Origin of the sequence: Rhizobium sp. BT03 (assembly GCF_030053155.1) — a bacterium.
GTDB lineage: Bacteria > Pseudomonadota > Alphaproteobacteria > Rhizobiales > Rhizobiaceae > Rhizobium.
The window spans coordinates 545,500-569,609 of the sequence record NZ_CP125641.1 but is presented as its reverse complement, the minus strand read 5'-3'; the positions used below and the strand labels follow the sequence as shown (position 1 = coordinate 569,609).

At 62.3% G+C, this 24,110-nt stretch carries 20 protein-coding genes; 8 read left to right on the top strand and 12 right to left on the bottom strand.

Annotated elements, in window-relative coordinates; translation table 11 throughout:
- Nucleotides 1-150 precede the first annotated feature (150 nt).
- The gene (locus tag QMO80_RS24440) at nucleotides 151-666 is read left to right on the top strand and encodes a hypothetical protein (protein ID WP_283200457.1); all 516 of its coding nucleotides are present in this window, start codon (nucleotides 151-153) and stop codon (nucleotides 664-666) included.
- Between the two features lie 41 nt (nucleotides 667-707).
- Here the strand turns inward: QMO80_RS24440 and QMO80_RS24435 are convergent, their stop codons facing one another.
- Complete coding sequence (locus QMO80_RS24435; protein WP_283200456.1) at nucleotides 708-2,357, bottom strand: sensor histidine kinase; 1,650 nt, start codon at nucleotides 2,355-2,357, stop codon at nucleotides 708-710.
- A 152-nt stretch (nucleotides 2,358-2,509) separates the two neighbouring features.
- Here QMO80_RS24435 and QMO80_RS24430 point away from each other — a divergent pair, with 152 nt between their 5' ends.
- The 4 genes from QMO80_RS24430 to QMO80_RS24415 all read left to right on the top strand — a co-directional run bounded on the left by QMO80_RS24430 (nucleotide 2,510) and on the right by QMO80_RS24415 (nucleotide 7,069).
- Nucleotides 2,510-3,820, top strand: a complete 1,311-nt coding sequence (locus tag QMO80_RS24430; protein WP_283200455.1) for a GGDEF domain-containing protein — start codon at nucleotides 2,510-2,512, stop codon at nucleotides 3,818-3,820.
- A 239-nt stretch (nucleotides 3,821-4,059) separates the two neighbouring features.
- Nucleotides 4,060-4,755: a GntR family transcriptional regulator gene (locus QMO80_RS24425; protein ID WP_283200454.1), complete on the top strand. Its 696-nt coding sequence runs from the start codon at nucleotides 4,060-4,062 to the stop codon at nucleotides 4,753-4,755.
- 77 nt (nucleotides 4,756-4,832) lie between these two features.
- Nucleotides 4,833-5,720 (top strand): dihydrodipicolinate synthase family protein, encoded by an 888-nt coding sequence (locus QMO80_RS24420; RefSeq protein WP_283200453.1) that lies wholly within the window; start codon nucleotides 4,833-4,835, stop codon nucleotides 5,718-5,720.
- A gap of 2 nt (nucleotides 5,721-5,722) precedes the next feature.
- Complete coding sequence (locus tag QMO80_RS24415; protein WP_283200452.1) at nucleotides 5,723-7,069, top strand: FAD-binding oxidoreductase; 1,347 nt, start codon at nucleotides 5,723-5,725, stop codon at nucleotides 7,067-7,069.
- Between the two features lie 6 nt (nucleotides 7,070-7,075).
- On the opposite strand, the gene QMO80_RS24410 is transcribed toward QMO80_RS24415, so the two are convergent.
- From QMO80_RS24410 to QMO80_RS24375, 8 genes are all read right to left on the bottom strand, one after another.
- The gene (locus tag QMO80_RS24410) at nucleotides 7,076-8,110 is read right to left on the bottom strand and encodes an L-idonate 5-dehydrogenase (protein WP_283200451.1); all 1,035 of its coding nucleotides are present in this window, start codon (nucleotides 8,108-8,110) and stop codon (nucleotides 7,076-7,078) included.
- Nucleotides 8,111-8,120: 10 nt separating this feature from the next.
- Nucleotides 8,121-9,527, bottom strand: coding sequence for a TRAP transporter large permease (locus QMO80_RS24405; protein WP_283200450.1), 1,407 nt, complete (start codon nucleotides 9,525-9,527; stop codon nucleotides 8,121-8,123).
- Between the two features lie 4 nt (nucleotides 9,528-9,531).
- Complete coding sequence (locus QMO80_RS24400) at nucleotides 9,532-10,104, bottom strand: TRAP transporter small permease (RefSeq protein ID WP_283200449.1); 573 nt, start codon at nucleotides 10,102-10,104, stop codon at nucleotides 9,532-9,534.
- Nucleotides 10,105-10,500: 396 nt separating this feature from the next.
- A complete protein-coding gene (locus tag QMO80_RS24395) occupies nucleotides 10,501-11,475 on the bottom strand; it encodes a sialic acid TRAP transporter substrate-binding protein SiaP (protein ID WP_283200448.1) in 975 nt (324 codons plus the stop codon).
- Nucleotides 11,476-11,498: 23 nt separating this feature from the next.
- Nucleotides 11,499-12,257: a FadR/GntR family transcriptional regulator gene (locus tag QMO80_RS24390; RefSeq protein ID WP_283200447.1), complete on the bottom strand. Its 759-nt coding sequence runs from the start codon at nucleotides 12,255-12,257 to the stop codon at nucleotides 11,499-11,501.
- A 152-nt stretch (nucleotides 12,258-12,409) separates the two neighbouring features.
- Nucleotides 12,410-13,186 carry a molybdopterin-binding protein gene (locus tag QMO80_RS24385; RefSeq protein WP_283200446.1) on the bottom strand — a complete coding sequence of 259 codons (777 nt, stop codon included), beginning with the start codon at nucleotides 13,184-13,186 and terminating at the stop codon, nucleotides 12,410-12,412.
- On the bottom strand, nucleotides 13,183-14,025 hold the full coding sequence (locus tag QMO80_RS24380; RefSeq protein WP_283200445.1) for a cytochrome b/b6 domain-containing protein: 843 nt from the start codon (nucleotides 14,023-14,025) through the stop codon (nucleotides 13,183-13,185). The genes QMO80_RS24385 and QMO80_RS24380 overlap by 4 nt, the downstream gene beginning before the upstream one ends.
- An 87-nt stretch (nucleotides 14,026-14,112) precedes the next feature.
- On the bottom strand, nucleotides 14,113-14,361 hold the full coding sequence (locus QMO80_RS24375; RefSeq protein WP_283200444.1) for a pentapeptide MXKDX repeat protein: 249 nt from the start codon (nucleotides 14,359-14,361) through the stop codon (nucleotides 14,113-14,115).
- A gap of 184 nt (nucleotides 14,362-14,545) precedes the next feature.
- Here QMO80_RS24375 and QMO80_RS24370 point away from each other — a divergent pair, with 184 nt between their 5' ends.
- Both QMO80_RS24370 and QMO80_RS24365 read left to right on the top strand, forming a co-directional pair.
- Nucleotides 14,546-15,094 (top strand): sigma-70 family RNA polymerase sigma factor, encoded by a 549-nt coding sequence (locus QMO80_RS24370; RefSeq protein WP_283200443.1) that lies wholly within the window; start codon nucleotides 14,546-14,548, stop codon nucleotides 15,092-15,094.
- Nucleotides 15,091-15,735 (top strand): NrsF family protein, encoded by a 645-nt coding sequence (locus tag QMO80_RS24365; protein ID WP_283200442.1) that lies wholly within the window; start codon nucleotides 15,091-15,093, stop codon nucleotides 15,733-15,735. Before QMO80_RS24370 ends, QMO80_RS24365 begins: the two co-directional genes overlap by 4 nt.
- 65 nt (nucleotides 15,736-15,800) lie before the next feature.
- Here QMO80_RS24365 and QMO80_RS24360 read toward each other — a convergent pair whose 3' ends face one another.
- Nucleotides 15,801-17,678, bottom strand: a complete 1,878-nt coding sequence (locus QMO80_RS24360) for a methyl-accepting chemotaxis protein (protein WP_283200441.1) — start codon at nucleotides 17,676-17,678, stop codon at nucleotides 15,801-15,803.
- Nucleotides 17,679-18,065: 387 nt separating this feature from the next.
- On the opposite strand from QMO80_RS24360, the gene QMO80_RS24355 reads away from it, so the two are divergent.
- On the top strand, nucleotides 18,066-18,779 hold the full coding sequence (locus tag QMO80_RS24355) for a 4'-phosphopantetheinyl transferase superfamily protein (RefSeq protein WP_283200796.1): 714 nt from the start codon (nucleotides 18,066-18,068) through the stop codon (nucleotides 18,777-18,779).
- On the opposite strand, the gene QMO80_RS24350 is transcribed toward QMO80_RS24355, so the two are convergent.
- Nucleotides 18,752-20,110 carry a lysine N(6)-hydroxylase/L-ornithine N(5)-oxygenase family protein gene (locus tag QMO80_RS24350; RefSeq protein WP_283200440.1) on the bottom strand — a complete coding sequence of 453 codons (1,359 nt, stop codon included), beginning with the start codon at nucleotides 20,108-20,110 and terminating at the stop codon, nucleotides 18,752-18,754. The genes QMO80_RS24355 and QMO80_RS24350 overlap by 28 nt on opposite strands.
- Nucleotides 20,107-24,096: an amino acid adenylation domain-containing protein gene (locus QMO80_RS24345; RefSeq protein ID WP_283200439.1), complete on the bottom strand. Its 3,990-nt coding sequence runs from the start codon at nucleotides 24,094-24,096 to the stop codon at nucleotides 20,107-20,109. The genes QMO80_RS24350 and QMO80_RS24345 overlap by 4 nt, the downstream gene beginning before the upstream one ends.
- Nucleotides 24,097-24,110 lie beyond the last annotated feature (14 nt).

The following is a 24,110-nucleotide window of genomic DNA, read 5'->3' as shown; positions in this document are numbered from 1 at the left end:
CCGGAGAAGGCGACCCGATTGACGCCGCAATTCGGCAAGGGCACCGACCTTCACCGCAAACGTGGCACGCCCATTCAACGGCATGAGCCTTGTCGGAACAATCTGCAGCGTTCAGCGGTTTGGTAGAGCCGGTTAACCGGGGAGGCTTTCATGCGTGCTGCTCTGATTGCTGCTATATTCTCGCTGTCCTGCCTGCCTCACACTGCAAAGGCGTCGGAGGCGGGATTTTTGCGATCCTTGGCGGGCGATTGGCGCGGGACCGGCATGGTTCTCACCAGGATCGGCGGCACAAACTTCAACGTTTCCTGCACCCTCAAATCGGACGCGAGCGAATCCGCCGTCTCGATGAACGGGAAATGTCGCGGCCTTGCGGTCTTCACAAGAGCTTTCTCGGCCAATGTCAAAGCATTGGGACAACGATACACCGGCAACTACATCGGACCCTCGGGACAGCCATCCAAACTGGTCGGCAGCAGACAGGGCGAGGCGCTCAATCTTCGCGTGACCTGGGCGCGCGTGGTCAATGGCGACCGAAACGCGACGTTGATGATCGAGAAACTCGGACGGGACAGGCTTCGGCTTCAGACGGTCGATCAGGACCCGACCTCGGGCAAATCCGTGGTGACGAGCCGCATCGATCTGCAGCGTCCCCCTGCCGGAAAATAGGGCGGTCTATCCGCCTGGATCCGAGTTCCGGCGCAATATCTCTATCCGGCCTTGGCTGCAGGTTCTCCGGTTAAGAAGACAACTTCGAAGACCAGCCCTTCGCGCCTGTAGTCCGACCTGGAGCGCGCCTGCGCCTTGGAGGAAAATGCCCGCTCAATGAGGACGGAGCCAAAACCTCTTTTCGTCGGCGGCGACACCGGCGGACCGCCGGCTTCCTTCCAGACGAGAAGGACGCGCCCGTCATCGTGTTTCCACTCGATGGCGACGGTTCCCTGCTCGCTTCCGAGGCTTCCGTACTTCGTCGCATTGGTCGCCAGTTCGTGGAGCACGAGGGAAAGCGGCAGAGCGATGTCGGCGGGAAGAACCACGTCGGGGCCATCGAGACGAATGCGTTCCTCCGAGGTGATATGCGCCCGCAAGGCGGCGGAGATGATCTCCCTGACGGACGCGGCCGACCCCTCCCGCGACAGAATGAGATCATATGTGCCGGCAAGTGCGGCGAGCCTTTCGGCAAAGGCGATATAGCTTTCCGGATTGGCACGCGAGAAGGTCTGCCGGGCGATCGCCTGAACGAGGGCGAAGCCGTTCTTGACCCCGTGCGCCATTTCGCGGACGAGCAGGGTTCGCTCCTCCTCCGCCTGCTCGTTCCGGCGTCTCCGCTCGTCGAGTTCGTCGAGCAGCCGATCGAAGGTCGCGCCGACGACATCAAGTTCGTCCGGCCCCGTCATGCCGGTGCGCGCCGTCGTCTGGCCGCTGCGCCACTTCTCCATCACCTCGGCGATCCTGGAGATCGGCACGAGGATGAAGCGGTTGCCGATGAAGATCGCGGCAAGAAAGGCGAAAAGCGCACCGCCGGTGATGGCGAGCGTATTCATCAGCGTCGCCCGGTTGATCGGCGCGAAGGCCTCCAGCTTCGAGAAGCCGGCGCTGATATAGAGCGGGCTGGCGGGCAGCGCGATCGGCCGATAGCCGAGAACGCTCGTTGTTCCATCCCTGCCTGTGATCTCGACCACGTCGGGCTGCTCGGCATGGACCAGGCGCTGGTATTCCTCGGATATGACCGTGCCGACGAACCGTTCCGGAAGGGGAACGTGCGCGACGACGGTTCCCTTGCCGTCGGCGATCGTCACCTCGTTACCGGGCGCGACGCCACGCTCGGTGATGCGGTTCTGCAGCCAATCCACCCGGATCCCGCTGACGATGACGGCCTTGACGGCGTCGCCCTCCATCAGCGGCATGGCGAGCGGCAGGACGGGTTTGTCGACGAGGCGGCTCTGCGTATAGGTGCCGACGGCGAACCCCTTGGTTTCGAGTACCTGCTGAAAATAGTCTCGGTCGGAGAACATCACGCCATCGGGAAAAGCCATGCTGCCGCAGACCGGCTGTCCGTCGAGCCCGACGACGAAGATGGTGCGGATGTTCGGAACGTTTTCCGCCACCGATTTGAGGGCTTCATTGCAGCCTTGGACCTCAAGGTGCCGCACGGATGGCATGGCGGAGACGGACACCAGAAGAGCGTGCAGCCCCTCCACGATCCGTTCGACTTCCGACGACGCTTGCCTGGCCGCCTGCGCCGCGGATGCGCGCACCTCTTCGTTGCGCTGATGGCGGAGCGCGACTTCGTTGTATGCGAGCATCGCGACCACCGGCGCCAGCGCCGCGACCGCAACTGCAACCAGCTTGAGTCTCATCCTGTTCCCTCTCGGACGAGGGTTCGTAGCATGATCGGGACGATCTGGCCCAGATCACGCAGGGAATCTTGTTTACAAAATATCAACATAGGAATCAGGACATCCAGGCGTGAGCCTTGCCGAGCTTTCGATCGCGGCTAGATAATCCAAGGATGAATGATACCAAAAGCACCTCCTCCGAAGGTTCTGCCGCCGGGTCTTTCTCACCGCGGCCGCTGACTGGCGCGATGGCGGATGAGGTCGAACGTCTTTTATCGGGCCGAACCCGTGATATCCGCCTGACAGGGGATCTGCGCCGCCGATATGACGAAAGGTCGTGGCGGCAGACCGCGAAGGTCATCCGGTCCTGGATGATATGGGTGGCATTCGTCGATATCCTGACGCTGGCGCTGAACGCTATCCTGCTTCCCCACCAAATCGTCCTGCCGATGGTCGCTCCCGCCTGCCTTTTGCCGCCGGCGGCAATTTTTACAGCGGTCGTCTGGAGCAAGCCGCGCCCGGCGGCGGTTCAGCGCATATCGCTGCTTGTGGGAATGTACATCATTCTTCTATCGGTCGCCCTCGTCGGCGTCTTTGCCGGAGGGGAGTTTTACGAGCGGCATCTGACCATCATGCTGTTCGTCGCGACGAGCGCCATCACCATCTTCAGCGCCCCGCTGGCGTGGACGATCGCCATCGCCTGTTATGCTCTCTGCCTCTATTTCATCCTGCAGTGGTACAACCCGCTTGCGGAAACGGGCAGCGTCATTGCCGGGACGCTGTTCTTTTCCTGCGGCATCATTGCGACCGTGGTCGCCCGGCGCACGATGAACATTCTGGCGCAGAAGACATTTCTCCTGGACTGCAGGGACCAGCGTCGCGTCGCCGAATTGGCCGATGCGAACGGCCGGTTGGAGCGGCTGGCCAGAACCGACCCGCTGACGGGGATTGCCAACCGCCGCTGGATGATGGAAACGCTCGAGGGCCTGTGGCGCAACGGCGGTGAAACCGGCGTCGTCACAGCCATGCTCATGTGCGATATCGATCACTTCAAGGCGCTGAACGACAAGCTCGGTCACGGCGAGGGCGACCGCTGCCTCGTCAAGGTTGCCGGCATCATCCAGAGCTGCGTGCGGGCCGATCGCGACCTCGTCTCGCGCCATGGCGGCGAGGAATTCCTGATCGTGCTTCCGGATGTCGACGAAGACGAGGCCGTCGGGGTGGCAAAGCGAATACGCGAAAGCGTGGAAGCCGCCGCCCTTCCGAATCCTTCCTCCGGCGTCGGCCCTTCGGTGACGCTGAGCGTCGGAGTAGCCTTGAAATCGGCGCTCGACACCGACATTTCACTGGCCAACCTCCAGCACGAGGCCGACATGGCTCTCTATCGCGCCAAGGAAGCGGGCCGCAACCAGGTCTGCGTCTTTCGCCGGCTAAACCAGGCTGCGCCATCGGAGCCGATCGTCGCCCGCCGCCAGAGCTTGTGATTGCCGCCCTGATCTCCACACCGGATCGGGCTCGCTGTGATGCGTGAGCGTCCGCGTTCGCCTTATAGGTTGGCCATGCCGCACCAAATTTCAATGAAAACAAATACTTAATCCAGGAGAAACCGTCAGTTGCCGCGAGTGACGAGCGAAGAGCGATCGGTGTAATTCTTTTTGACGACTTGATATCTATCATATGTCTACATAATGTCTTCAGAAGAGATTATGAGACGGACCACTCCATGAACGCTGAAATCGCCAGTCCCGACCGCAAGACCAGCCTCGAACTTGCCCTGCGCAGGCGCATCCTGACCATGGAGCTGCCACCGGGGTCAGTGCTTGATGAAGTGGCCTTGAGCGAAGAGTTCGGGCTGTCTCGCCCACCGGTGCGCGAGCTGATGCGACAGATGGCCGGCGAGGGTTTCATTGAGCTCGAGACGAACCGCGCCGCCCGCGTCAGCTCGATGAGCTATCAGTCGTTGCGCGACTTCTTCCTGCTGGCGCCGATGATTTACATCACCGCCAACAAGCTCGCGGCCGAGAACCGCACGAAAGCGGAACTCGAGGTCCTCAAGCAGATCCAGCGCGCCTTCCGCAAAGCGGTCGAGGACTGCGATGTGGAGAGCAGGGTGTTCCACAACGACCAGTTCCATCGGCAGATCGGCGAGATGGCCCACAATGTCTATGTCGTTCCAAGCCTGCGCCGCCTGCAGATCGACCACGCCCGTATCGGCAAGATCTTTTACCAGCACCCGAACACGCCGCGCATGCAGGAAGAACTCGAGCTGGCGTCGGATCAGCACGAGGAGATGATCGAGGCCATCGAGCGGCGTGATGCCGAAGCCTCCGGCGAGCTGGCGCGACTCCATATCGAGCTCTCCCGGAGGAATATGGCCATGTACGCGGCCCCCGAGGGACTGGAGACGCCGACCCTCTAAAGCTCCGTCAAAGCCAGTACACGCAGCTCAAGACAATCTGCCTCGACCTCACAGCCTAACACAACGGGATTTAATCGATGACCGCCTTTCCCTTTCCAGGACTCAATCTTGCAATCACCACCCCGTTCGACGATGCCGGCCGCATCGATTACGGACAGCTTGAAATCAACGTCGAACACTATCTCGCCGCCGGGATCCGCAGCTTCCTGTTCAGCTCGGGAACCGGCATGCACGTCTATCTCTCCAAGCAGGAGTCCGAAGAACTGGTCCGCCGTGGCGCGAAGATCGTCAATGGCCGCGCCAAGGTGATCGCCCAGACTTCGGCCTTGCTGGTGGAAGACGTCGTGGAGCGGACGGCCCGCGCCCGCGACGCCGGCGCCGAAGGCGTCATGGTGCTTCCGCCCTTCTTCGAAGGGCCGACCGACGACCAGGGCATTCTCGATTTCTACGCCGAGGTCGCCGAATCTGGCCTTCCCGTTATCGGCTATAACGTGCCCCAGGCGGTCGGCGTCGCCATCACGCCGGAACTCCTCGAAAAGCTGAACGACATTCCGGGCTTTTCAGCCGTCAAAGACAGCAGCGGGGATTTGGGAAAACAGGCAGCCCTCATCCGTACCGGCCGTTTCGTCATGAACGGCGCCGACCCGCTCGTTCCCTATGCACTTTATGCCGGATGCGACGGCCTGATCTGGGGTGGCGCAAACTTCGCGCCGAAAACCTCTGTCGCCCTCGTCGAGGCCGCCGCACAGCGCAAATGGGACGAGGTCCGCGAGCTCTGGAAATTCCTGGAGCCGGCGATGGGCCTGATCTGGGAAGGCGATTACGTGCAGTCCGTCTATGCAGCCGCCGAGCTGATCGGTTATGGCGCCGGCGCCCCAAGAAAGCCGTTGCGCGCCCTTGCCCCGGAAAAGCTTCCCGCTCTCCGGCGCGCGATCGAACCGCTCATGGGGCGGGAAGCGATCTGACCATGACCCAGGCCGCACAGAACGTCTTCGTCGCCTCCAGGCTTCCCAAACGCGCCGGCCTGTCGGGCTGGGTGGCCACACTTGCACCACGCACGCCGCGCCCGGCCCTGGACGAAGCGATCAGCGTCGATGTCGCGATCATCGGCGGCGGCTTTGCCGGCCTGTCGGCGGCCCACCGGATCTCGCAGCTCGATCCGACCGTCCGGGTCGCCGTTCTCGAAGCCGGCATCGTCGCCGAAGGCCCGGCCGGCGCCAATTCCGGCTTCATCATCGATTTGCCCCACGAGGTTTCCTCGGACGATTTCAGTGGCGAATCGGAAGGCAAGTTCCGCGACTCCGTGCTCCTGCAGCGTTCGGCCATCGCTCTTGCGAGCGAACTCGCCGCTGAGAACGGCTGGGGAAAGGATTTGTTCGATCCCTGCGGCCGCTACAGCATCGCGATGAGCACGGAGGGCGACAAGCATCTCGAGGCCTATTCGCTGCAGCTTTCGAAGATGGGCGAAGCACATCGCCTGCTCAAAGGCCCGGAAATCGAAGCCGTGACTGGATCGCAGGCCTTCACCTCGGGCCTGTTCTCGCCCGGCACGATCATCATCCAGCCGGCCGCTTACATAAGCGGCGTGGCCGACTGCCTAAAGCTGCCGGTGAGGCTGTTCGAGCAGACGCCCGCCCTCTCCTTCGAGCGCTCCGGAGGCGGCTGGCTGGTGAAGACGCCGAAGGGATCGGTGCAGGCGGGCAAGATCATCATGGCCAATAACGGCCATGCGGAAAGCTTCGGTTTCTTCCGCGGGCGTCTCCTGCATGTCTTCACCTATGCGTCCCTGACGGAGGAGTTCGATCCGGCAAGGCTCGGCGGCGAAAGGAAATGGGCGGCGACCCCGGCGCTGCCGATGGGAACGACGGTGCGCCGCATCAATACCAAGGGCGGCGACCGCGTCCTCATACGTTCCCGCTACAGCTATAATCCCGGCATCGAGATCGGCGATACCGATATCCGCAGCGCCGGCCGCCTGCATGCCGGCAAGTTTTCCCATCGTTTCCCCACGCTCGCCGGTGTCGGCATGCAGTACCGCTGGGGCGGCGCGATGGCGCTGACGCGCAACCACGTGCCGGCCTTCGGAGAAATCGAGCGCGGCGTTTTCGCGGCCTGCGGCTGCAACGGCCTCGGCGCATCGAACTCCACCGCCGCCGGCATCGCCGCGGCCGAACGCGTGCTCGATCACGACTCCGAACTCGGCCGTGTCTACGACCGCCTGGCGACGCCGGTTGCGCTGCCGCCGCAGCCGCTGACGACGATCGGCGCGAAAATCCATCTTGCCTACCGCGAATGGCGTGCCGGCACGGAATGAGCCCTTCTAAAACGTAAGCTGCACCTTACAGGCAGTCGTGCGGTCGCCGGCGAGGGTGAAAGCGGCGGTGGCTTGTTCGAGCGGCAGGCTGTGGCTGATGATCGGCCGCACATCGATCTTACGGCTGGAGATCAGCTCGACGGCGGTGGCGAATTCCTCGTGGAAGCGCTGCGTTCCGTGGATGTGAAGCTCCTTGCCGACAATGGCGTTAAGCGGGATCGCGATCTCTCCGGTGACGCCGACCTGGACGATGGTGCCGCGCGGCTTGATGGCGGCAATGGCGCTGCGGATCGCAGGTGCGGCAGCCGAGCATTCGAAGACGAGATCGAAATAGCCCTTGCCCGCCTCGAATTGCGCAAGCGCTGCCGCGTCCCGGGAAACATTGATCGTGCGGCTGGCGCCCATCGCCCTTGCCCTCTCCAGCGCGGCATCCGCCAGATCGGTCACCACGATCTCGGCTGCGCCGTGATAAGCGCCAACCGCAACCATCAGGGCGCCGATCGGGCCGGTGCCGGTGATGAGGACACGTTTGCCGGTGATATCGCCGCCCCGCGATGCGGCGTGCAGGCAGACCGACAATGGCTCGCTGCAGGCCGCTTCGGCGGCCGTCGTCGCAGGCCCGACTTCGAAACATTGTTTGGCCGGCACCACCAGCCATTCCCGGAACATGCCCTGTTCATGCGGCAGGCGCATTGCGCTGCCCATGAAGCGCATCTCCAGGCAGTGGATCGGCAAGCCCTTTTCGCAATATTCGCATTGGCCGCAGGGCTGGCTGGGATTGACCGCCACCAGCGCGCCGGCCTTGAGATCGACCCCCTCGCCTGCCCGGCTCACGCTTCCCGCGGCTTCGTGGCCCGGGATGATCGGCTCGCGAACCCTGACCGGGCCGAAGCCGCCATCCTGATAATAGTGCAGATCTGAGCCGCAGATACCTGCGGCCGCCATTTTGAGAAGCACTTCGCCTGGACCGGGGACCGGAACGGTGTCGGTTTCGATCCTGAGATCGCCCTTCTGGTAGAGCCGTGCCAGACGTGTCTGCATTTTATCTCTCCTATCTCAGCAGCCCGAGCTGCTGCGGCAGCCAGAGCGATACGGCGGGGATGAAGGTGATCAGGATCAGCGCCAGGAAGAGCGGCACCAGCCAGGGCAGGATCGCCATGGTGGTGCGTTCGACCGAGAGTTTCGCCACCCTCGACAGCACGAAAAGCACCATGCCGAGCGGTGGATGCAACAGGCCGATCATCAGGTTCAGCGTCATGATCAGGCCGAACTGAACCGGATCGATGCCGAACTTGGCGACAATCGGCAGCAGGATCGGCACGAGGATGGTGATCGCCGCAATCGTATCGAGGAAGCAGCCGACAAAAAGCATCAGCAGGTTCACCAGGATCAGGAACACCCACTTGTTGTCGGTGATTGACAGGATCGCATCGGAAAGCAGCTGTGCCGCCTGGCTCACCGTCAACAACCACGCGAAGACCGATGCCGCCGTGACGATGAAGAGAACCGAGGCCGTCGTCTCGATCGTGTCGAAACTTGCCTTGGCGAGTGTCGAGAGCGTCATGGTGCGGTAGCGCACCAGCCCGAGGAACAGCGACCAGAGCACGGCGGCGACGGCGGCCTCCGTCGGCGTGAACCAACCCATCGTCATGCCGCCGATCAGGATCACCGGGGTCATCAGCGCCATCACGGCGGAAAAGCCGAAATACCAGTCGAGCGCCAGAAGGGCGAGAAGGGCGATGCCGGCAGCGGCGTTCATCGACAGGCCGGCCTGCATCATCAGATAGATCGCCACAGGCACCAGCAGGACGACGACGATTTCCATACCGGCCGACAGCAGCTGCCTGATATCGAAGGGCGCGTCGGAGCCCCAGCTCTTCTTGTAGGCGAAGGCGGCGACGGTGACCATCATCAGCAGCGTCATCACGACGCCGGGCAGGATGCCGGCCATGAAAAGCGCGCCGATCGAAACATTCGCCATCATGCCGTAGATCACGAAAGGCAGCGACGGCGGGAAGATCGGACCGAGCGTGGCAGACGCCGCCGTCACGCCGACCGCGGCCTCGACGGGATAGCCGTGATCCTTCATCGCCTTGATCTCGATCGTGCCGATGCCGGCCGCGTCGGCAAGTGCGGTGCCGGACATGCCGGAGAAGATGACGGAGCCGATGATATTGACCTGCGCCAGCCCGCCCTTCATCCAGCCGACGAGGGCGACCGCGAAGGAGTAGATGCGGCCGGTCACACCCGCCGAATTCATCAGGTTGCCCGCCAGGATGAAGAAGGGGACAGCGAGCAGCGGAAAACTTTCGACGCCGGCGATCATGCGCTGGGCGACGATGATATCGGGCGCCACGCCGTAAAGGACGATATAGAGCACGGATGCGACGGCCATCGAGATGGCGACCGGCACGCCGATCAGCATCAGCACCAGAAACGAACCAAGAAGCAGCAGCATCGGATCAACCCTCGACAGTCTGGAATTCTTCGGGGCGCTCCAGAACGGAGTAGCCGCGGCGCATGTTTGCGATGAAGACGATGACCGCGCGGATCAGCATCAGCACGAAGGCGACGAGCACGGAATAGAAGACAATGTTGCGCGGCAGCTCGACGGTGACCATCTGCTCGTCGGCGACGATGTCGACATAGCGCCACATCAGGTGGCAGCCATAGGCGAAGAAGCCGATGCGGACGATATCGACGAAGGTGGCGAGCACGCGCGCCAGCCCGGCCGGCATATAGTGATAGAACACATCGACCTGGATATGCCGCGAGGTGCGCACGCACATCACGGCGCCCAGAAAGACGACGCCGATCAGGCAGTTGATCGCGATCTCCTCGGTCCATGCATAGCTGTCGTTCAGCACATAGCGCGTGAAGAACTGCAGGAAGACGCAGCCCGCCATCAGCCAGAAGACGATCAGCGTGATCCAGTCCTCGACGGCGTAATCCGCGACGTTTGCGGTCGGCGCGTGGCCTTCGAACTCGTGGCCGATTTCCTCGGCCGTGATTGGCGTGTGAATTTCTTGCGACATGATCGGCCTTGTTCCGGTTGGGGAAGGAGCGCGCGGCGCTTATTCTTGCTCGTCGTCATCCTCGGCCTTGTGCCGAGGATCTGCTGCCCTATCGACCGGGGCAGATGCCTGGGGCACAAACCCGAGCATGACAAAGAGCAGTTGGCGGCCCTTTCAGTTCGTCGACAAACCTCGTTGATTGCTCGGCGGCGCCTGCCCCTCATCCGGCTGCCGCCACCGACCGGGGTCGAGCCACGGGTCTCGACCCGTCCTTCGGACCCCCGCACGCGGGGCGAAGGGGATATGCGGCGACGTCTCCGTCCCTCGCCAACGTCTCGCAGGGCAGGTCCCCTCTCCCCGTTTTAACGGGGAGAGGGTTAGGGTGAGGGGCAGCCGCAGGCGCGAATCGAGCGGCTGTTATTGGATCGCCCGAATGGCTTCCCAATCGGCCTTCTCATAGCCGAAGTCCTCGAACTTCACCTTTTCCATCACGTTCTTTTCGAAGTCGGCCTTATCGACCTCGGTGACGTTGATGCCCTTTTCCTTGAAGGTCGCAACCAGGCTGTTTTCCTTGCCGGCGATGGTCTTGGTCGTGCGCTCCGCGGCCTCCTGCATGACCTCGCCCAAGATCTTCTTGTCCTCGTCGGACAGGCTCGCCCACCGCGTCTTCGAGATCACGGTATTGAGGTGATCGACGATGTGGCCGGTCAGGATGATGTTCTTCTGGACTTCGTAGAACTTCTTCGCCTCGATCGTTGTCAGCGGGTTTTCCTGCGCCTCGACCGTGCCGTTCTGCAGCGCGAGATAGACTTCGGCAAAGGCGATCGGCGTGGTGTTGGCGCCGCAGGCGCGTGGCATGGCGAGATAAGCCGGAACGTCGGGCACGCGGATCTTCAGGCCCTGCATATCGGCGCATTTGGCGATCGGCTTGTTCGATGTCGTATGGCGCGTGCCGTAATAGCTGACGGCGGCGATGTGGTTGCCGGTCTTGTCTTCATAGCCTTTGGCGAGGCGCTTGAAGACATCGCTCTTGGTATAGGCGATCAGATGATCCGGGCTGCGGAAGATGTAGGGGAAGTAAGTGACGCCGATCGGCTTGTAGTCGCGTGCGGCAAAGCTCGATCCCGAGATGATGATGTCGACCGTGCCGAGCTTGAGCCCCTGGTTGATATCGGCTTCCTTGCCGAGCTGCGAGGCCGGATAGACCTCGATCTTGTAGCGCCCGTCGGTGCGCTTGGCGATCTCTTCCGCAGCCCAGACGGAATCGGTGTGGAAGGGCTCCGAGGTTTCATAGACATGCGCCCATTTCAGTACCGTCTGGGCATGCGCGACCGCCGTCGTCGCCATGATCGCGGCTGCGGTGCAAAGTATCGTTGCCAGTCTGCTCTTCATCGCTCTCTCCTCCCGAGCTCGGGTTAAATCTTGGCAGTTCCTTTCGCGGGCCGCTTTTGGCGGCCGCGCTCCTCCTCTCCCGAAAACTCCTCCCCGAAGCTTTCGGAAAACCTCTTCTGCGATAGGGCGAGATGAGCGCGCATGGCCGCCTTGGCGCCCGCTCCATCGCCTGATGCAATCGCGTCGCGAATGGCCCGATGCTCGTCGACGGCGCTGCGCCATGTTCCCGGCCCCTCGAAGTGGCTGGCGAGCTTGGCGAAATAAGGCGTCATGCGCATGTCGAACATCTCACCCGTCACCCGGATCAGTGTTGCATTGCCGACGATGGCGGCAATGCCGGTGTGGAAGGCGCGATCGGCAGCAAGCACCGTGCTCGCATCGTTGACGCCGCCGCTCATGCGCGTCAGCGCGTCGTCGAGCAGGGCGATGCCTTCCGGACCGGCGCAGCCCGCAGCTTCCTCGGCAATGGCGCATTCGATGATGGCGCGCGCCTGCAGCAGCTCGAAAGGCCCTTCCACCGGCTCGCGCTCGCTCCCTGCCGCAGTCGCGGCATGCTGGCGCACGACATAGATGCCGGATCCCATGCGGATGTTGACGAGGCCTTCGACCTCCAGGACGATCAGCGCTTCGCGGACGGTCGGGCGCGACACCGACAGCTGCTCCGCCAGGTCACGTTCGGCCGGCAGCCGCTGGCCGACGGCAAGCTCGCCGCTTGATATCATCAAACGAATCTGGTCCGCCACCTGCCTGTACAGGCGGCGTGATTCAACAGGCGAAAACATTGTGCCTCCCCGCGGCTTCTCCTCAAGCGCGCATCTGGTCAACTGGCCTGACCAATTGAGGCATAGGTATCATCGCCGGAGTTGTGCGTCAATCCGCCGCATAAAACTTAAACAGGAGAGCCTGAGCCTGGTGGGCCGGGTCTGCCCGCACCCTATATGCCGGCATACCATTCATAGCCGCGATCTTCCCAGAAGCCGCCATTGCCGCCATAAAGCCGGCCGAGATCGGCGACCGCTTCGATGCGGGTCAGATATTTCGCCTGTTTGTAACCGAGCTGCCGCTCGACCCTCAGCCTCAGCGGCGCTCCATGCGCCACTTCCAGGTCGCGTCCGTTCATCGAATAAGCAAGGATCGTCTGCGGATGGAAGGCATCGACCAGATCGATACTCTCATAATACCAGCCGGTGCCATCCAGCGTCTTTTCGTATTCATCGGCGCAGTGGAACACGATGTAACGAGCCTCGGGCTTGAGCCCGACCGATTGCAGCAAGGCGCCGAGTGGCAGACCCGTCCATTTACCGATCGCGCTCCAGCCTTCGACGCAGTCGTGCCGGGTGATCTGGCTGCGCGACGGCATCGCCTTCAACTGCGCGAGCGAGAGCTGAGCCGGTTTTTCCACAAGCCCGCCGACATCAAGCCTCCAGGTCGAGAACTGCCGGCTCATCCAGTCGAGATATTGCGGGTTGTCGGGCATGCTGGTGCCGTTCGAGCGAAAGACCGGCGAGAGATCCGCCTCACTGAATTCACGGGCGAGCGCGTTGTCGCCGAGCAGGAAGCGCTGCGTCTTCATGCTGAAGCCCTCGGCGACCTTCAGGACCGACTTCGTCCGGTCGCTCTCGACCAATGCGTCGCAGCCGCTCAATCCCAGTGCGGAGGCGGTCAGGGTGGAGCCGATCAGGAAGCGGCGGCGGGTGATCAGGCGGCTCATTGTTCATCTCCCTGTTCGATCGCGTAATAGCCGGTGATCATCGAGCGCAGATTGTTGAACACACCCGACAGGATCACCATCGCGACATGCACCACGACGAAGGCGACGAGCGAAAAGGCCGTGAGAAAATGCAGGGTGCGGGCCGATTGCCGTCCGCCGAAAATATCGAGCAGCCAGGGCGCCACGGCATTGAAGCCCGGCGACATCGTCAGTCCCGTCGCAACCATCAACGGCAACAGCAGAAAGATGACCGCGAGATAGGTCAGCTTCTGCAAAGTGTTGTAGTGGCGTGCCTCAGCTCCTTTCGGAAAACGCAGCCGGGCATGATTGGCGACCTCGTGACCGAGATGGGCGAGCGTCAGTTCCTTGCTTTCAGGGGCGAGATCCCGGCGGAAATGCCGGCTGATCAGCCCATAGAGGAGATAGACGATGCCGTTGAAGACGAAGAGCCAGGCGAAAAAGAAATGCCAGCGCCGGCCGGTCGACAGATCCTGATAGCTGGGAACCGTAAGCCAGCTTGGAAAACCTCTTGCTGTCGCCTCGCCGTCGACATTGGAGACACCAAGGAAACCTGTCGTATCGAAGGTGAACGAACCGACATGCGTCAATCCTTTCACGTGGTCGCCGTCTTCGGCAGCTTCCATGGAGATAAAGGACGGATCGTTGTCGGCGCCGTACTGGCCCCAGTAGAGCGCCGGATGCGCATTGAATATCTGCAGGCCGCTGAACAGCAGCACGGTGAGGCATAGCACGTTCAGCCAATGCGACAGGCGGACGGCAAGGCTGTGGCGGTAGATGAGCATGCGCCCGGTTTTCGCACGGGCATCGATCGTCGCCATGATCATTCTCCGAATGGATGGACGTTTCGAGAGAAGAAGACGCGACCGCCGCGGATAAGGTTTCGGCGGCCGCGCAGACGCGAACGCTTATTTCATCGCGTCGCAGCTCTTCATCATGTCGGCCTTTTTCATCGCGTCCTTTTCCATGCCGGCCTTGTGCATGCAGTCCGTCTTGGTGCCCGACGTCTTCATGGCATCCTTCGACATCTTGCTGCTCTCCATAGTGTCCTTCTTCATCGCATCGGACTTCATCGCGTCCTCAGCCGATGCGACGCCGGCAAGCGAAAGCCCGATGGCGAAGGTGCAGGCTGCAAGGCTGGAAAAAAGCTTGGTCATGGAACTCTCCTGAAAATGGATCCGTGTCCGCCGGCGGCCTGCCGACGGCTCACATTTGGCTATTCGGCGGAGCGCCGGAATGCGTTACAGCCTCACGCGCATGTGATAGGGCTGTGATGACGGCATTATTTTTGATCTTCCCTGTAACCGATTGCCGCTTTCTGCGAATGAACTCTTCGACAGCATGACAACCGCCCATTCGGAAGAAGCCCTGAAAGCATTGATGCTTCTCTCCCTTGACGGGGACGAGGCAGCCTATCGGCGTTTGCTCACGGCCTTGCGCCTATTGCTTGTCGGCTATTACAGCCGCAGGATGGCTGCGGCGACGAAAGCGGATATGGAAGACCTGGTCCAGGAGACATTGCTGGCACTGCATTCGCGCCGATCCACCTATGACCGGGAAAGACCGTTCACGGCCTGGTTCTTCTCGATCGCCCGCTACAAGCTGATCGACCACCATCGCGGCCGCGGCGGACGCAGGCTAGCCGAGACCGAGCTTGGCGAGGAGATCGAAAGCGACTTCAGCGAGGATACGCTGACGGCCCGCATGGATGTCGAGCGGTTACTCAGTGGGCTGTCACCGAGACAGCGCGAGCTGATCCGCCAGGTGAAATTGGAAGGCCAGTCGGTCGCCGACGCCGCAAGCCGCACCGGCCAGTCCGAATCGGCGGTGAAGGTCGGCATCCACCGGGCGCTGAAGGCGCTCGCAGAGAGATTGCGAGGCGCATCGTGACAAAGACGGACGATATCGTCGAACGCCTGGCAAGCGACCTGAAGCCGGTGCCGCGCAATGCGCTGCGGCGGCGCTTCGCGCTCGGCATCGTGCCGGCGCTCGGGCTGTCGCTGCTGTTGATGCTGGCCATTCTCGGTCCGCGGGTCGATATGCCTGAAGTACTGATGCTGCCGGTCTTCTGGATCAAATCCGCCTATAATGCGCTGATTGCCGTAACCGCCTTCCTCGCCGTCTATCGGCTTTCCCGCCCCGACGGATCCGAGGGCCGCTTTTTCGGCCTGCTTGCCTTAATCTTCGCCGCCATGACGGCGGCTGCAGCCGCCCAGCTGATGATGGCCCCGACCGACACTTATCCGGTGCTGATCCTCGGCTCCTCGGCGCTCCATTGCCCGTGGCTGATCCTCAGCTTTGCCCTGCCCGTCTATGCCGGCGCCGTCTGGGCGTTGCGCCAGGCGGCACCCTCGGACTTGCGGTTGACGGGCTTCGTCGCCGGCATTGCCGCGGGAGCGGCCGGCGCCTGGGTCTATTCGTGGTTCTGCACCGAGAACGGCATGCCCTTCGTGCTGATCTGGTATTCCCTCGGCATCCTGCTCACCGGCGCGCTCGGCGCCGCCACCGGCCCTCGCCTGCTGCGCTGGTAGATCCTTTGCTACACGCCAGGCCGACAGGGGCATTCTTGTAGCGCGTCATTGCGCCGCCAGCGGCTTCATCTTTGCATCGCACGCCGCGGAGCGACCAGCCGGATGGGCGCATCGCCGTCGAAGCCCCGGCTGCCGTGCTCCACGCCCGCCGTGCTTCTGTCGCCCTCCAATTGAAATTGATTGACCAGATGCCGCAGGCGGCCGGCCTCGGAGGACAGAGAGGCGGCGGCGGCCGTCGACTGTTCGACCATCGCCGCATTTTGCTGGGTCGCCTGGTCCATGTGATTGACGGCGGTGTTGATCTCGGCAAGTCCGGTCGATTGCTCACGCGCCGAGGTGGCAATCGCATCCATGAGCTGGTTGATCTGTACGACGTGCTCGCCAATCGCTTTCAGCGACGTGCCGGTTTCGAGAACCAGTTTGACGCCATTTTTGACGTCCGTCGACGACTTCTGGATGAAGCCTTTGATCTCCTTGGCTGCGTGAGCAGCGCGCTGGGCAAGCTCACGGACTTCTTGTGCGACCACGGCAAAACCTTTGCCGGCCTCACCCGCACGGGCAGCTTCAACGCCGGCGTTCAGCGCCAGGAGGTTGGTCTGGAAGGCAATCTCATCGATCGCGCCAATGATGTTCGATATCTGCTCCGAACTATCCTCGATGCGTCGCATGGCCTGCTCCGCCTCCGACACGACGGTTGCCGATCGCTGGGCGCTGAGATCGGCCTCCAGAGCCACGTTGCGCGCCTCGTCGGTGCGTTTGGACGCCATCGTCACATTCGAGGTGATCTCGTCCAAGGCTGCAGCCGTTTCTTCGAGAGAGGCTGCTTGCTGTTCGGTACGTTTGGAAAGGTCCTGCGCAGCGGATGCGATCTCGCCGCTACCGCTATCTATGCTGTGTACCGTCTGGAGCACCGCACCGATCGTCGTGCCCAATTGCCGGAGCGAAGCGTTGAAGTCTTCGCGCAAGCTTTCGTATTCGGCGGCAAATTGCTCAGAAAGCTGAAAGGATATGTCGCCGGCTGCAAGCCGCCGAAGGCCTCCACCCAAGCTCGTGGTTGCGAAGCGCAATTGTTCGGCTTCACGTTCGGCGCGCTGCTGGGCTGCCGCGCGCACCGCCTCACTCTCGCTGCGAGATGCAGCCGCTTCCTCTTCGAGCCTGACGACACTGAGAGCATTCTGGCGGAAAACTTCGACGGCGCCGGCCATTTCGCCAACTTCGTCGGCGCGGCCGGCACCAGGTATGTCGCTATCGAGGTCACCGTCCGACAGACGCTTCATGGCGGAGGCGATGCTTTTGATCGGATTGGCGATGCCGAATATTGCAAACGCGATGCCTGCCATGGCGATCAGCACGGCCAGCGCTGCAATTGCGGCCGTCAACATGAAGGCGGACGCCGCGGAACCATCGCTGGCGGCCACAAAACCTTCGGCCTGGCTGAGAATGAAAGCAACCAGATCGCCCACACCCTTGTCGACCAGCGCCGATTGAGGCTCCATCTCTTGCTTGAAGAAACGGACTGCGTCAGGCGTCTTCCCGCTGTTTTCAAGTGCGATCATTTGATCTGCCAACCCGCGATATTTGCTCAGTTCCGGCTTGATCTGATTGATCAGTTCGCGCCCTCGCTCGGTGCGGACGCCCTTTTCGTATTCGGCGACAATCTTGTCGAGCGCGATGCCTGCGGCATCGATTTTTTGCCGCGCGACGGTCCGTTCCTCCGCTGTATCCTCCAGAAGGAACTGAGCATAGACCAGTTTCACCTCGAGGAAATTATCCTTGATTTCGCGCGCGGTCACGAGCCTCTGCATCCAGAAGGTCCCTATCTGCTCGGTATTGGCACGGAGTGTCGAAATCGTGCTCAGCGAGACATAGGACAGTCCAACCATGAACAAGCTGATGATCGACAGCTTCACGATCAGGGCTTGCTTGATACTGAGGCGCTTCATGCGGGTCTCCTCGAAGATAAATGGGACGACCGGCTTTCCGGTTGATGCAAAATCTCGCACCGGATCTAATAATTTAGTATTAACTAAACGGCGGCGCCGGTGTCGTTTTTAGAAAACTTGCGCTGACCGACACTTCTGCGATTAATTAGAGCCACAACACGACCATAAGTTCATGGAAACCTTGGAAAAAACAGCCCCCGCGAGTGAAAATATCTCTTGGCTGATATCGGCACGGCGCCGATCGTCGGCCGTCGAGCAGAGCCGAAAGAGGTCCTGAAATTAACTTGTGTGGCACCTGTCAGGGAATGGACGCCGCTACCTGCCATCCGCAACGTCGGCAAGCAGCTGCGTGCTTGCCAATCGGCCCTGGGAACACATACTGGATCCATGCAGCTATCAGAAAGCCAACCTGCCGGTATCGAAATCTCTCTCTGGCAGTATTCCAGGAACGAACGTGACCGAGACCGCTGGATGCAGTCGCTCTCACCGGATGAAAGGGATCGGGCGGCGACCTATCGGTTTGAACGAGATCGAGCCTCGTTCATAGCCGGCCGCTATCTCTTACGGCGCCTGTTGAGCGCCCATGCCGGGACGCTGCCGGGTGAGATCGTGTTGGTCGCAGACGAACACGGCAAGCTAAGCCTTGAGGGTCGCGATAGACCGCAATTCAGCCTGTCCAATGCCGACGGGCTGGTGGCGGTCGCGGTTGCGGCGGGCTGCGAGCGCATCGGAATAGATTGCGAGCGCGCCGACACCAAGATCGAAGAGGTGACTTTGGACACCTATTGCAGCTTGGACGAGCGACGCTGGCTCGACGAACTGCCCGCGCATCAACGTGCGCGAGCCGCCGTTGAACTTTGGACGCTCAAGGAGAGCCATCTGAAGGCGCTCGGCGTCGGGCTGCGCGAGGATCCTCGCACTGTCGCTTTCGCCTGGAAGGACGGCATCCCTGTGATGCTCGGCGACGATCGCTACCAATGGCACCATCGTCTGGTCGAAAGCGGCAGCCAGCACGTCGTGGCGCTGGCTGCCTGCTCGCAATCCGGGCTCCCCGGCATGTCTATACAGATATTTCAGGACGACAGCATGCCGTCCGAATAGCCGGCTCGGAGCTGATGCGGCATTGCGGACGCCGTCTCCGTCGCCCAGGCCAGTTGCGCATTGTCCGGTTCCGCGTCGAAATGCTGCCGGCCGAGAAGCGTATTGACGATCGTCGCGCTGCGCCAGGCCATCAGGCTGAGCTGAGAGTCGGCGATACCATGCGAGTATCGGCCCGCATTCTGCGCCAGCAGCCGGTTTGCCCGCGGGCCTGTCCATTGCATCGTGTAATCGTCGTTGAGCATGGGATAGCCGTTTCTGTCGAGCGCTATCCGTTCCCCCAGCGAGGCGAGCGCATCCGGCAATCGGAACCGGTAGCCGGTTGCCAGCACCACCGCATCCGCATGCAGCACCTCGATCCCGCCGTCGAATTGATTTCGGACGATGAGCCGATAGGCATTGCCGTTTCGCTCCATCTGGATCACGTCGCGGCTTGGCGACAGAGATGCATTGAGCGTGCTCGGCTCGAGATAACGCAGCGCATAGAGACGGCGGTAGATCGAATGAATCGTCGAAATCGACAGGCCGTCGCTGGTCAGGACCGAGTTCTTCAAGGCTGCCTGTTTCTGCTCGCCACCGAGCTTCAGATAGGCCTGCACATACTCAGGCGAGAAGACCTGGTTTGAAAACGGCGTGTCGTTGATCGGCTCGAAATTGTGCCGCCGGCTGATCCATGTCAGTTCGCTCATGGAACCGGGATCGGCAAGCAGGGCTTCCACGACCTCGCCGCCGCTCTGGCCGCCGCCGACCACGACGATGCGGCCGGCGCGAAGATCGCCGATACGCGATTTCGCTTCGCTGTTATGGAAGCAATCGGCACCCAGGAAGGGTTTTGCCCAGTCGGGTACGAAGGGCGAAGACCCCGTGCCGATCACCAGGTTGCGCGCTTCTTCCTGGCCATTGTCAAAACGCAGGACGAAGCGGTCGTCGCGGTGCTCGACGTCGCGGATCTCCGTTCCGAAGCGCAAACCCTCCACGCCCTTGGCGACCCAGGCGAGATAACGTGCGAATTCCTGCCGGGGAACGGCGTCGTAATTGGCATTGAGGAAGGCATACAGTCTCTTATGCGCCACCAGATAGGAGACGAACGACCAGCGGCTGGTCGGCAGGACCGGGGTGACGAGGTCTTTCAGAAAAGACGATTGCAGCTCGACGCCGGGCATCATCATCCCGGGATGCCAGTCGAACGAGTCTCGCCGCTCGAAGAAGCGGCTGCGGACCTCGGGCACCGATTCCAGCAGGCAGGCGAGGCTCAGATTGGAGGGGCCGATGCCGATGCCGGCAAGATCGAGCGGCTCGTTGAGGGCGTCCCTGCGGGTAAAAGCGACGGTCATGCGAAGTCCTTCTCTGTTTCCTTGAGACGCAGGGCAAGCCTTGAATGGAAGGCGGGAGACCCGATCATGTGCAGATGGTTGGTGCCGGTGATGATTTCGGCCGCATGCGCCCGCGGCGACAGGCGACGCCAATCGATCAGGTTGAGGCCGCGGTTGAGGCTGTCGTCGGCCGCCCAGGGATAGATCGGCACATCGTGAGGGACGAGCCGATGCTTGCGGAAGATCAGGGCGTTGTCGATCAGCACCCAGAACGTATGCTCGCGGCTGCTGATATCCGGCCCGTCGGTCGGAAGCGGGTCCTTTTCGTCGCCGACGAAGCGCAGGAACTGGTCGTAGGTATCGGCATCCATCGTCGACAGCAGCCGGTCCCATTCGGACCGCATCGCCGTCTTTTGAAGCCATGCCGCGACGTCCCGGTGAAGCGCGTCGCGCTCGCCCGGCCGGAATCTCGGCTTGGCGCCGATCGCAAATTCCGATCCGAGATCGCAAACGTCGACCATCGCCATCATCCTGACGTCGACCTCGTTGCCGAGAGCGCGGGCGGCCTCGTAGGCGAGAAGCCCGCCCCAGGACCAGCCGAGGAAAGTGCAGGGCGCGCCCCCGCTATGGGTCCTGATGTAATCGACGTAGCTCTCGATGATATCTTCGATCGGCGCGCCGACTTCCTTCCTTTCGGACAGCGAATGGCAAATGAAGCCGGTCGCCGGCTGGTCGGCGCCGAGATAATCGACGAGCTTCACATATTCGCGGGTGCTGACGAGAAGCCCCGGGAAGCAATAGAGCCGCGGCTTGGCGCCGGAGGCCCGCAGCACGATCACCTCCGACAGATCCCGTTCGGCCCCTTGCTCCATCACGCCGGCAAAGGCGCGGATGGTCGGGTTGTTGAAGATATCGGCGACGGTGAGCGGCGTTTTCGGCCGGCGCTGCCGGAGCTGCGAAAGGATGCGGATCGCGCCGAGCGAATTGCCGCCGATCGCGAAGAAATTATCCTCGACGCTGATCGCTTCCAGCTTCAGAACCTGCCGCCAGACGTCGAGCACCTCCTCTTCGAGGGTGGTCGCCGGCTCGACGATTTCGCGCCGGACCGGCTGGGGCGCCGGAAGCGCGAAGCGGTCGAGCTTGCTGTTCGGATTGGTCGGCATTTTTTCCAATTCGACCACGGCCGCCGGCACCATATAGGAGGGCAGGCTGCGTTCGAGACCGGCGCGGACGGTCTCGACGTTCAACGTCTCGTCCTTCTTGGGCACGACATAGGCGACCAGCGCCTTCTCGCCGGCATCGTCATCGCGCAGCACGACCAGGGCTTCGCCGACACCGGGCTGCTGGAGCAGTGCCGCTTCAATCTCGCCGAGTTCGATGCGGTAGCCCCGAAGCTTCACCTGATGATCGACACGGCCGACGAATTCGACGGTTCCGTCATCGCGCCAGCGCGTCAGATCGCCGGAACGATAAAGCCGGCCGCCCTCCTTCGAGAACGGATCGGGGATGAAGCGGTCGGCCGTGGTATCCGGCTTGCCGAGATAGCCGCGGGCGATCCCCTCGCCGCCGATATAGAGCTCGCCGGTCACGCCGATCGGGCACGGATTGAGATCGGGATCGAGCACATAGACGCGCCGCAGCCCGACGGCGCGGCCGAGCGGCGCGTAGACCCCCTGGAACTTCGTGCCGGCCCTCACCTTCCAGACCATCGGCGTCATGATGGTTTCTGTGGGACCGTAACCGTTGATCAGCCATTCCGATTTCAGCGCCCGCGACAAAAGATCGAAGGTCGGTTGCGCCAGCCCCTCGCCGCCGAAGGAATAAAGCCGCATCGGCGGCGCGCTGTCGGTGATATCGGCCCATTCCGCCAGCTGCTGCAGATAGGTTGTGGGAATGCTGGCATTGTTGGCGCCGTGCTTGCGCATCGCCGTCAAAGTCTCCTCGGGCGTCCACAGCGGCTGATCGGGAAGAATGATGCTGCCGCCTTCCATCAGCGGGTTCATCCAGCGCTCATGGCCGCCGTCCGAGCTGAAGGGCAGGAACGGCAGCTCGCGGGATTCCGAGCTCATGCCGTAAACGCGCGAGGTGTTTTGCAGATGGTGCGTCAGCGGGCCGTGTTCGACCGCGACGCCCTTCGGCAATCCTGTCGAGCCCGAGGTGTACATGACATAGGCGAGCTGATCCTTGTGGGTGGGAATATAGAGCGGCGTATCCGGCTCGCCGTCGAGATCGATCTTGTCGAGTTCGAGGACGATCGTGTCGAGCTCTTCCGGCAACCGATGGCGCAGCCAGCTATGAGTGAGCACGATCTTGACGCCGCCGTCGCGCAGGATGTGATGGTTGCGCACCGGCGGATGATCGGGCTCGACCGGGATATAGGCGCCGCCGGCCTTCAGCGTCGCCAGGATGCCGACGACGGCCTCCGGCGAGCGCTTGATGAAGATGGCGACCGTCACTTCGGCGCGGACGCCGAGCTGCCGCAGCCGATGTCCGAGGCGGTTGGTGCTCGCCTCCAGCCAGCCATGGCTCCACTCCTCGTCGCCATAGACGATCGCGGTCTTCTCCGGCGTCCGGCGCGAATGGGCTGCGATCAATTCATGCACCGGCCTGTCGTCGTTGACGACGTCGTCTTCGTAAGGCGCCGACAACCAGTCGAGCTCGTCGGCCCCCACCAGTTCGATATCCTTGATCCTGACATTCGGCTGCGCGACCATCTGTTCGAGCACGAGGCCGAAATGCCTGGCGAGCCGGGCAACCAAAGCGCCGTCATAAAGATCCTGCGCGTAGTCGATCAGCACGTATGCACCATCCGAATGCGCCTCGACCACCAGGGAGAGCTCGCTGTCGGCGCGGGCCCCCGGCGGCTCCAGATTGGTGGCGTGGCTGGGTAGCGCATAGGCTCCACGGAATTCGAACAGCGCCTTGACCACGGCTTCCTGGGCGGCGGCTTCGTTGACCACCAGTTCCTGGGTGATGCGTTCCAGCGGCACGAGCCGGCGCTCGCCCTCCTCACTTGCCTGCGAGATCGCCGCGATGACATCGTCGAGGGAATGTCTCGACGTCAGCGACAGGATGAGCGGGAGCACCTGCTCGGCGCGGCCGCGGCTGGCGAAATGCTCCTTATGGGGCCGCGCGACGAGAAGGCCGGTCAGCAAAGCGTAGTTGCCGCTGTAGCGGGCCAGCAGCGCGCAGAAGCCGGCATGAAGCACGCGATCGACCGGAACGCCCTTATCCCCCGCATGCCGTTCGAGTTTGCTCCAGAGGTCGGGCTCGAGCGAAAATCGGTGCTGCGCGCGCGCCACGCCTGCCAGCCCGCCGCTGTTGAAGCGGGTGGGAAAGGTCGAAGCCGCATAGTCGAGACCGATGGTGTCGCGCCAATAGGCAAAGGCTTCCCGCGCCTCGTCCGTCTCCAGCCAATCGGCCTCCCGCGTGCCGGCCGAGATTTCCACCGGCTGCATGTCGCCAACCGGCTCGCCGTCGAGAATACGCGCCAGCGACCCGGCGAGGACGGATTTTTCGCGGTGGTCGCAGACGATCGGATGCAGCACGATCGTCAGCAGCGATTGCCCGTCAGCAAGCCGGATGATCTGGATGCGCGCACCGGGGGCCTCCAGGAGATCGAAGCGCTTGTCGCGGAAGGCTTTCCTTGCAGCCAGGGCATCCGGCTCGGAAAGGGCCGCGCCGTCTTTGCCGAGGATCTCGATCGGCACCGCGTTCGATGCGCCGCGATATTGCTCGATGCGGCCGCCCGCCAGCCGGCGGAAGCGCAAGGCAAGCGAGGGATTTTGCGCCACGAGCGCCCGGCAGGCGCCGGCAATCGTCTCGATGCCGGCTGCCGGGCTCAATCGCAGCCCGATGACCTGGTCGGGAAAGACGGTGTAGTTGCCGATCTGCTCCAGCGACCAGATGCGCTTCTGCGCGATCGTCAGCGGAAAGCTCTCGAAGACCGCGTCCATCGCGGCATCGGTCGGGGAAGCATCGGCGAAATTTGTGATTTGCTTGTTCATCTTGGGGATCCGGA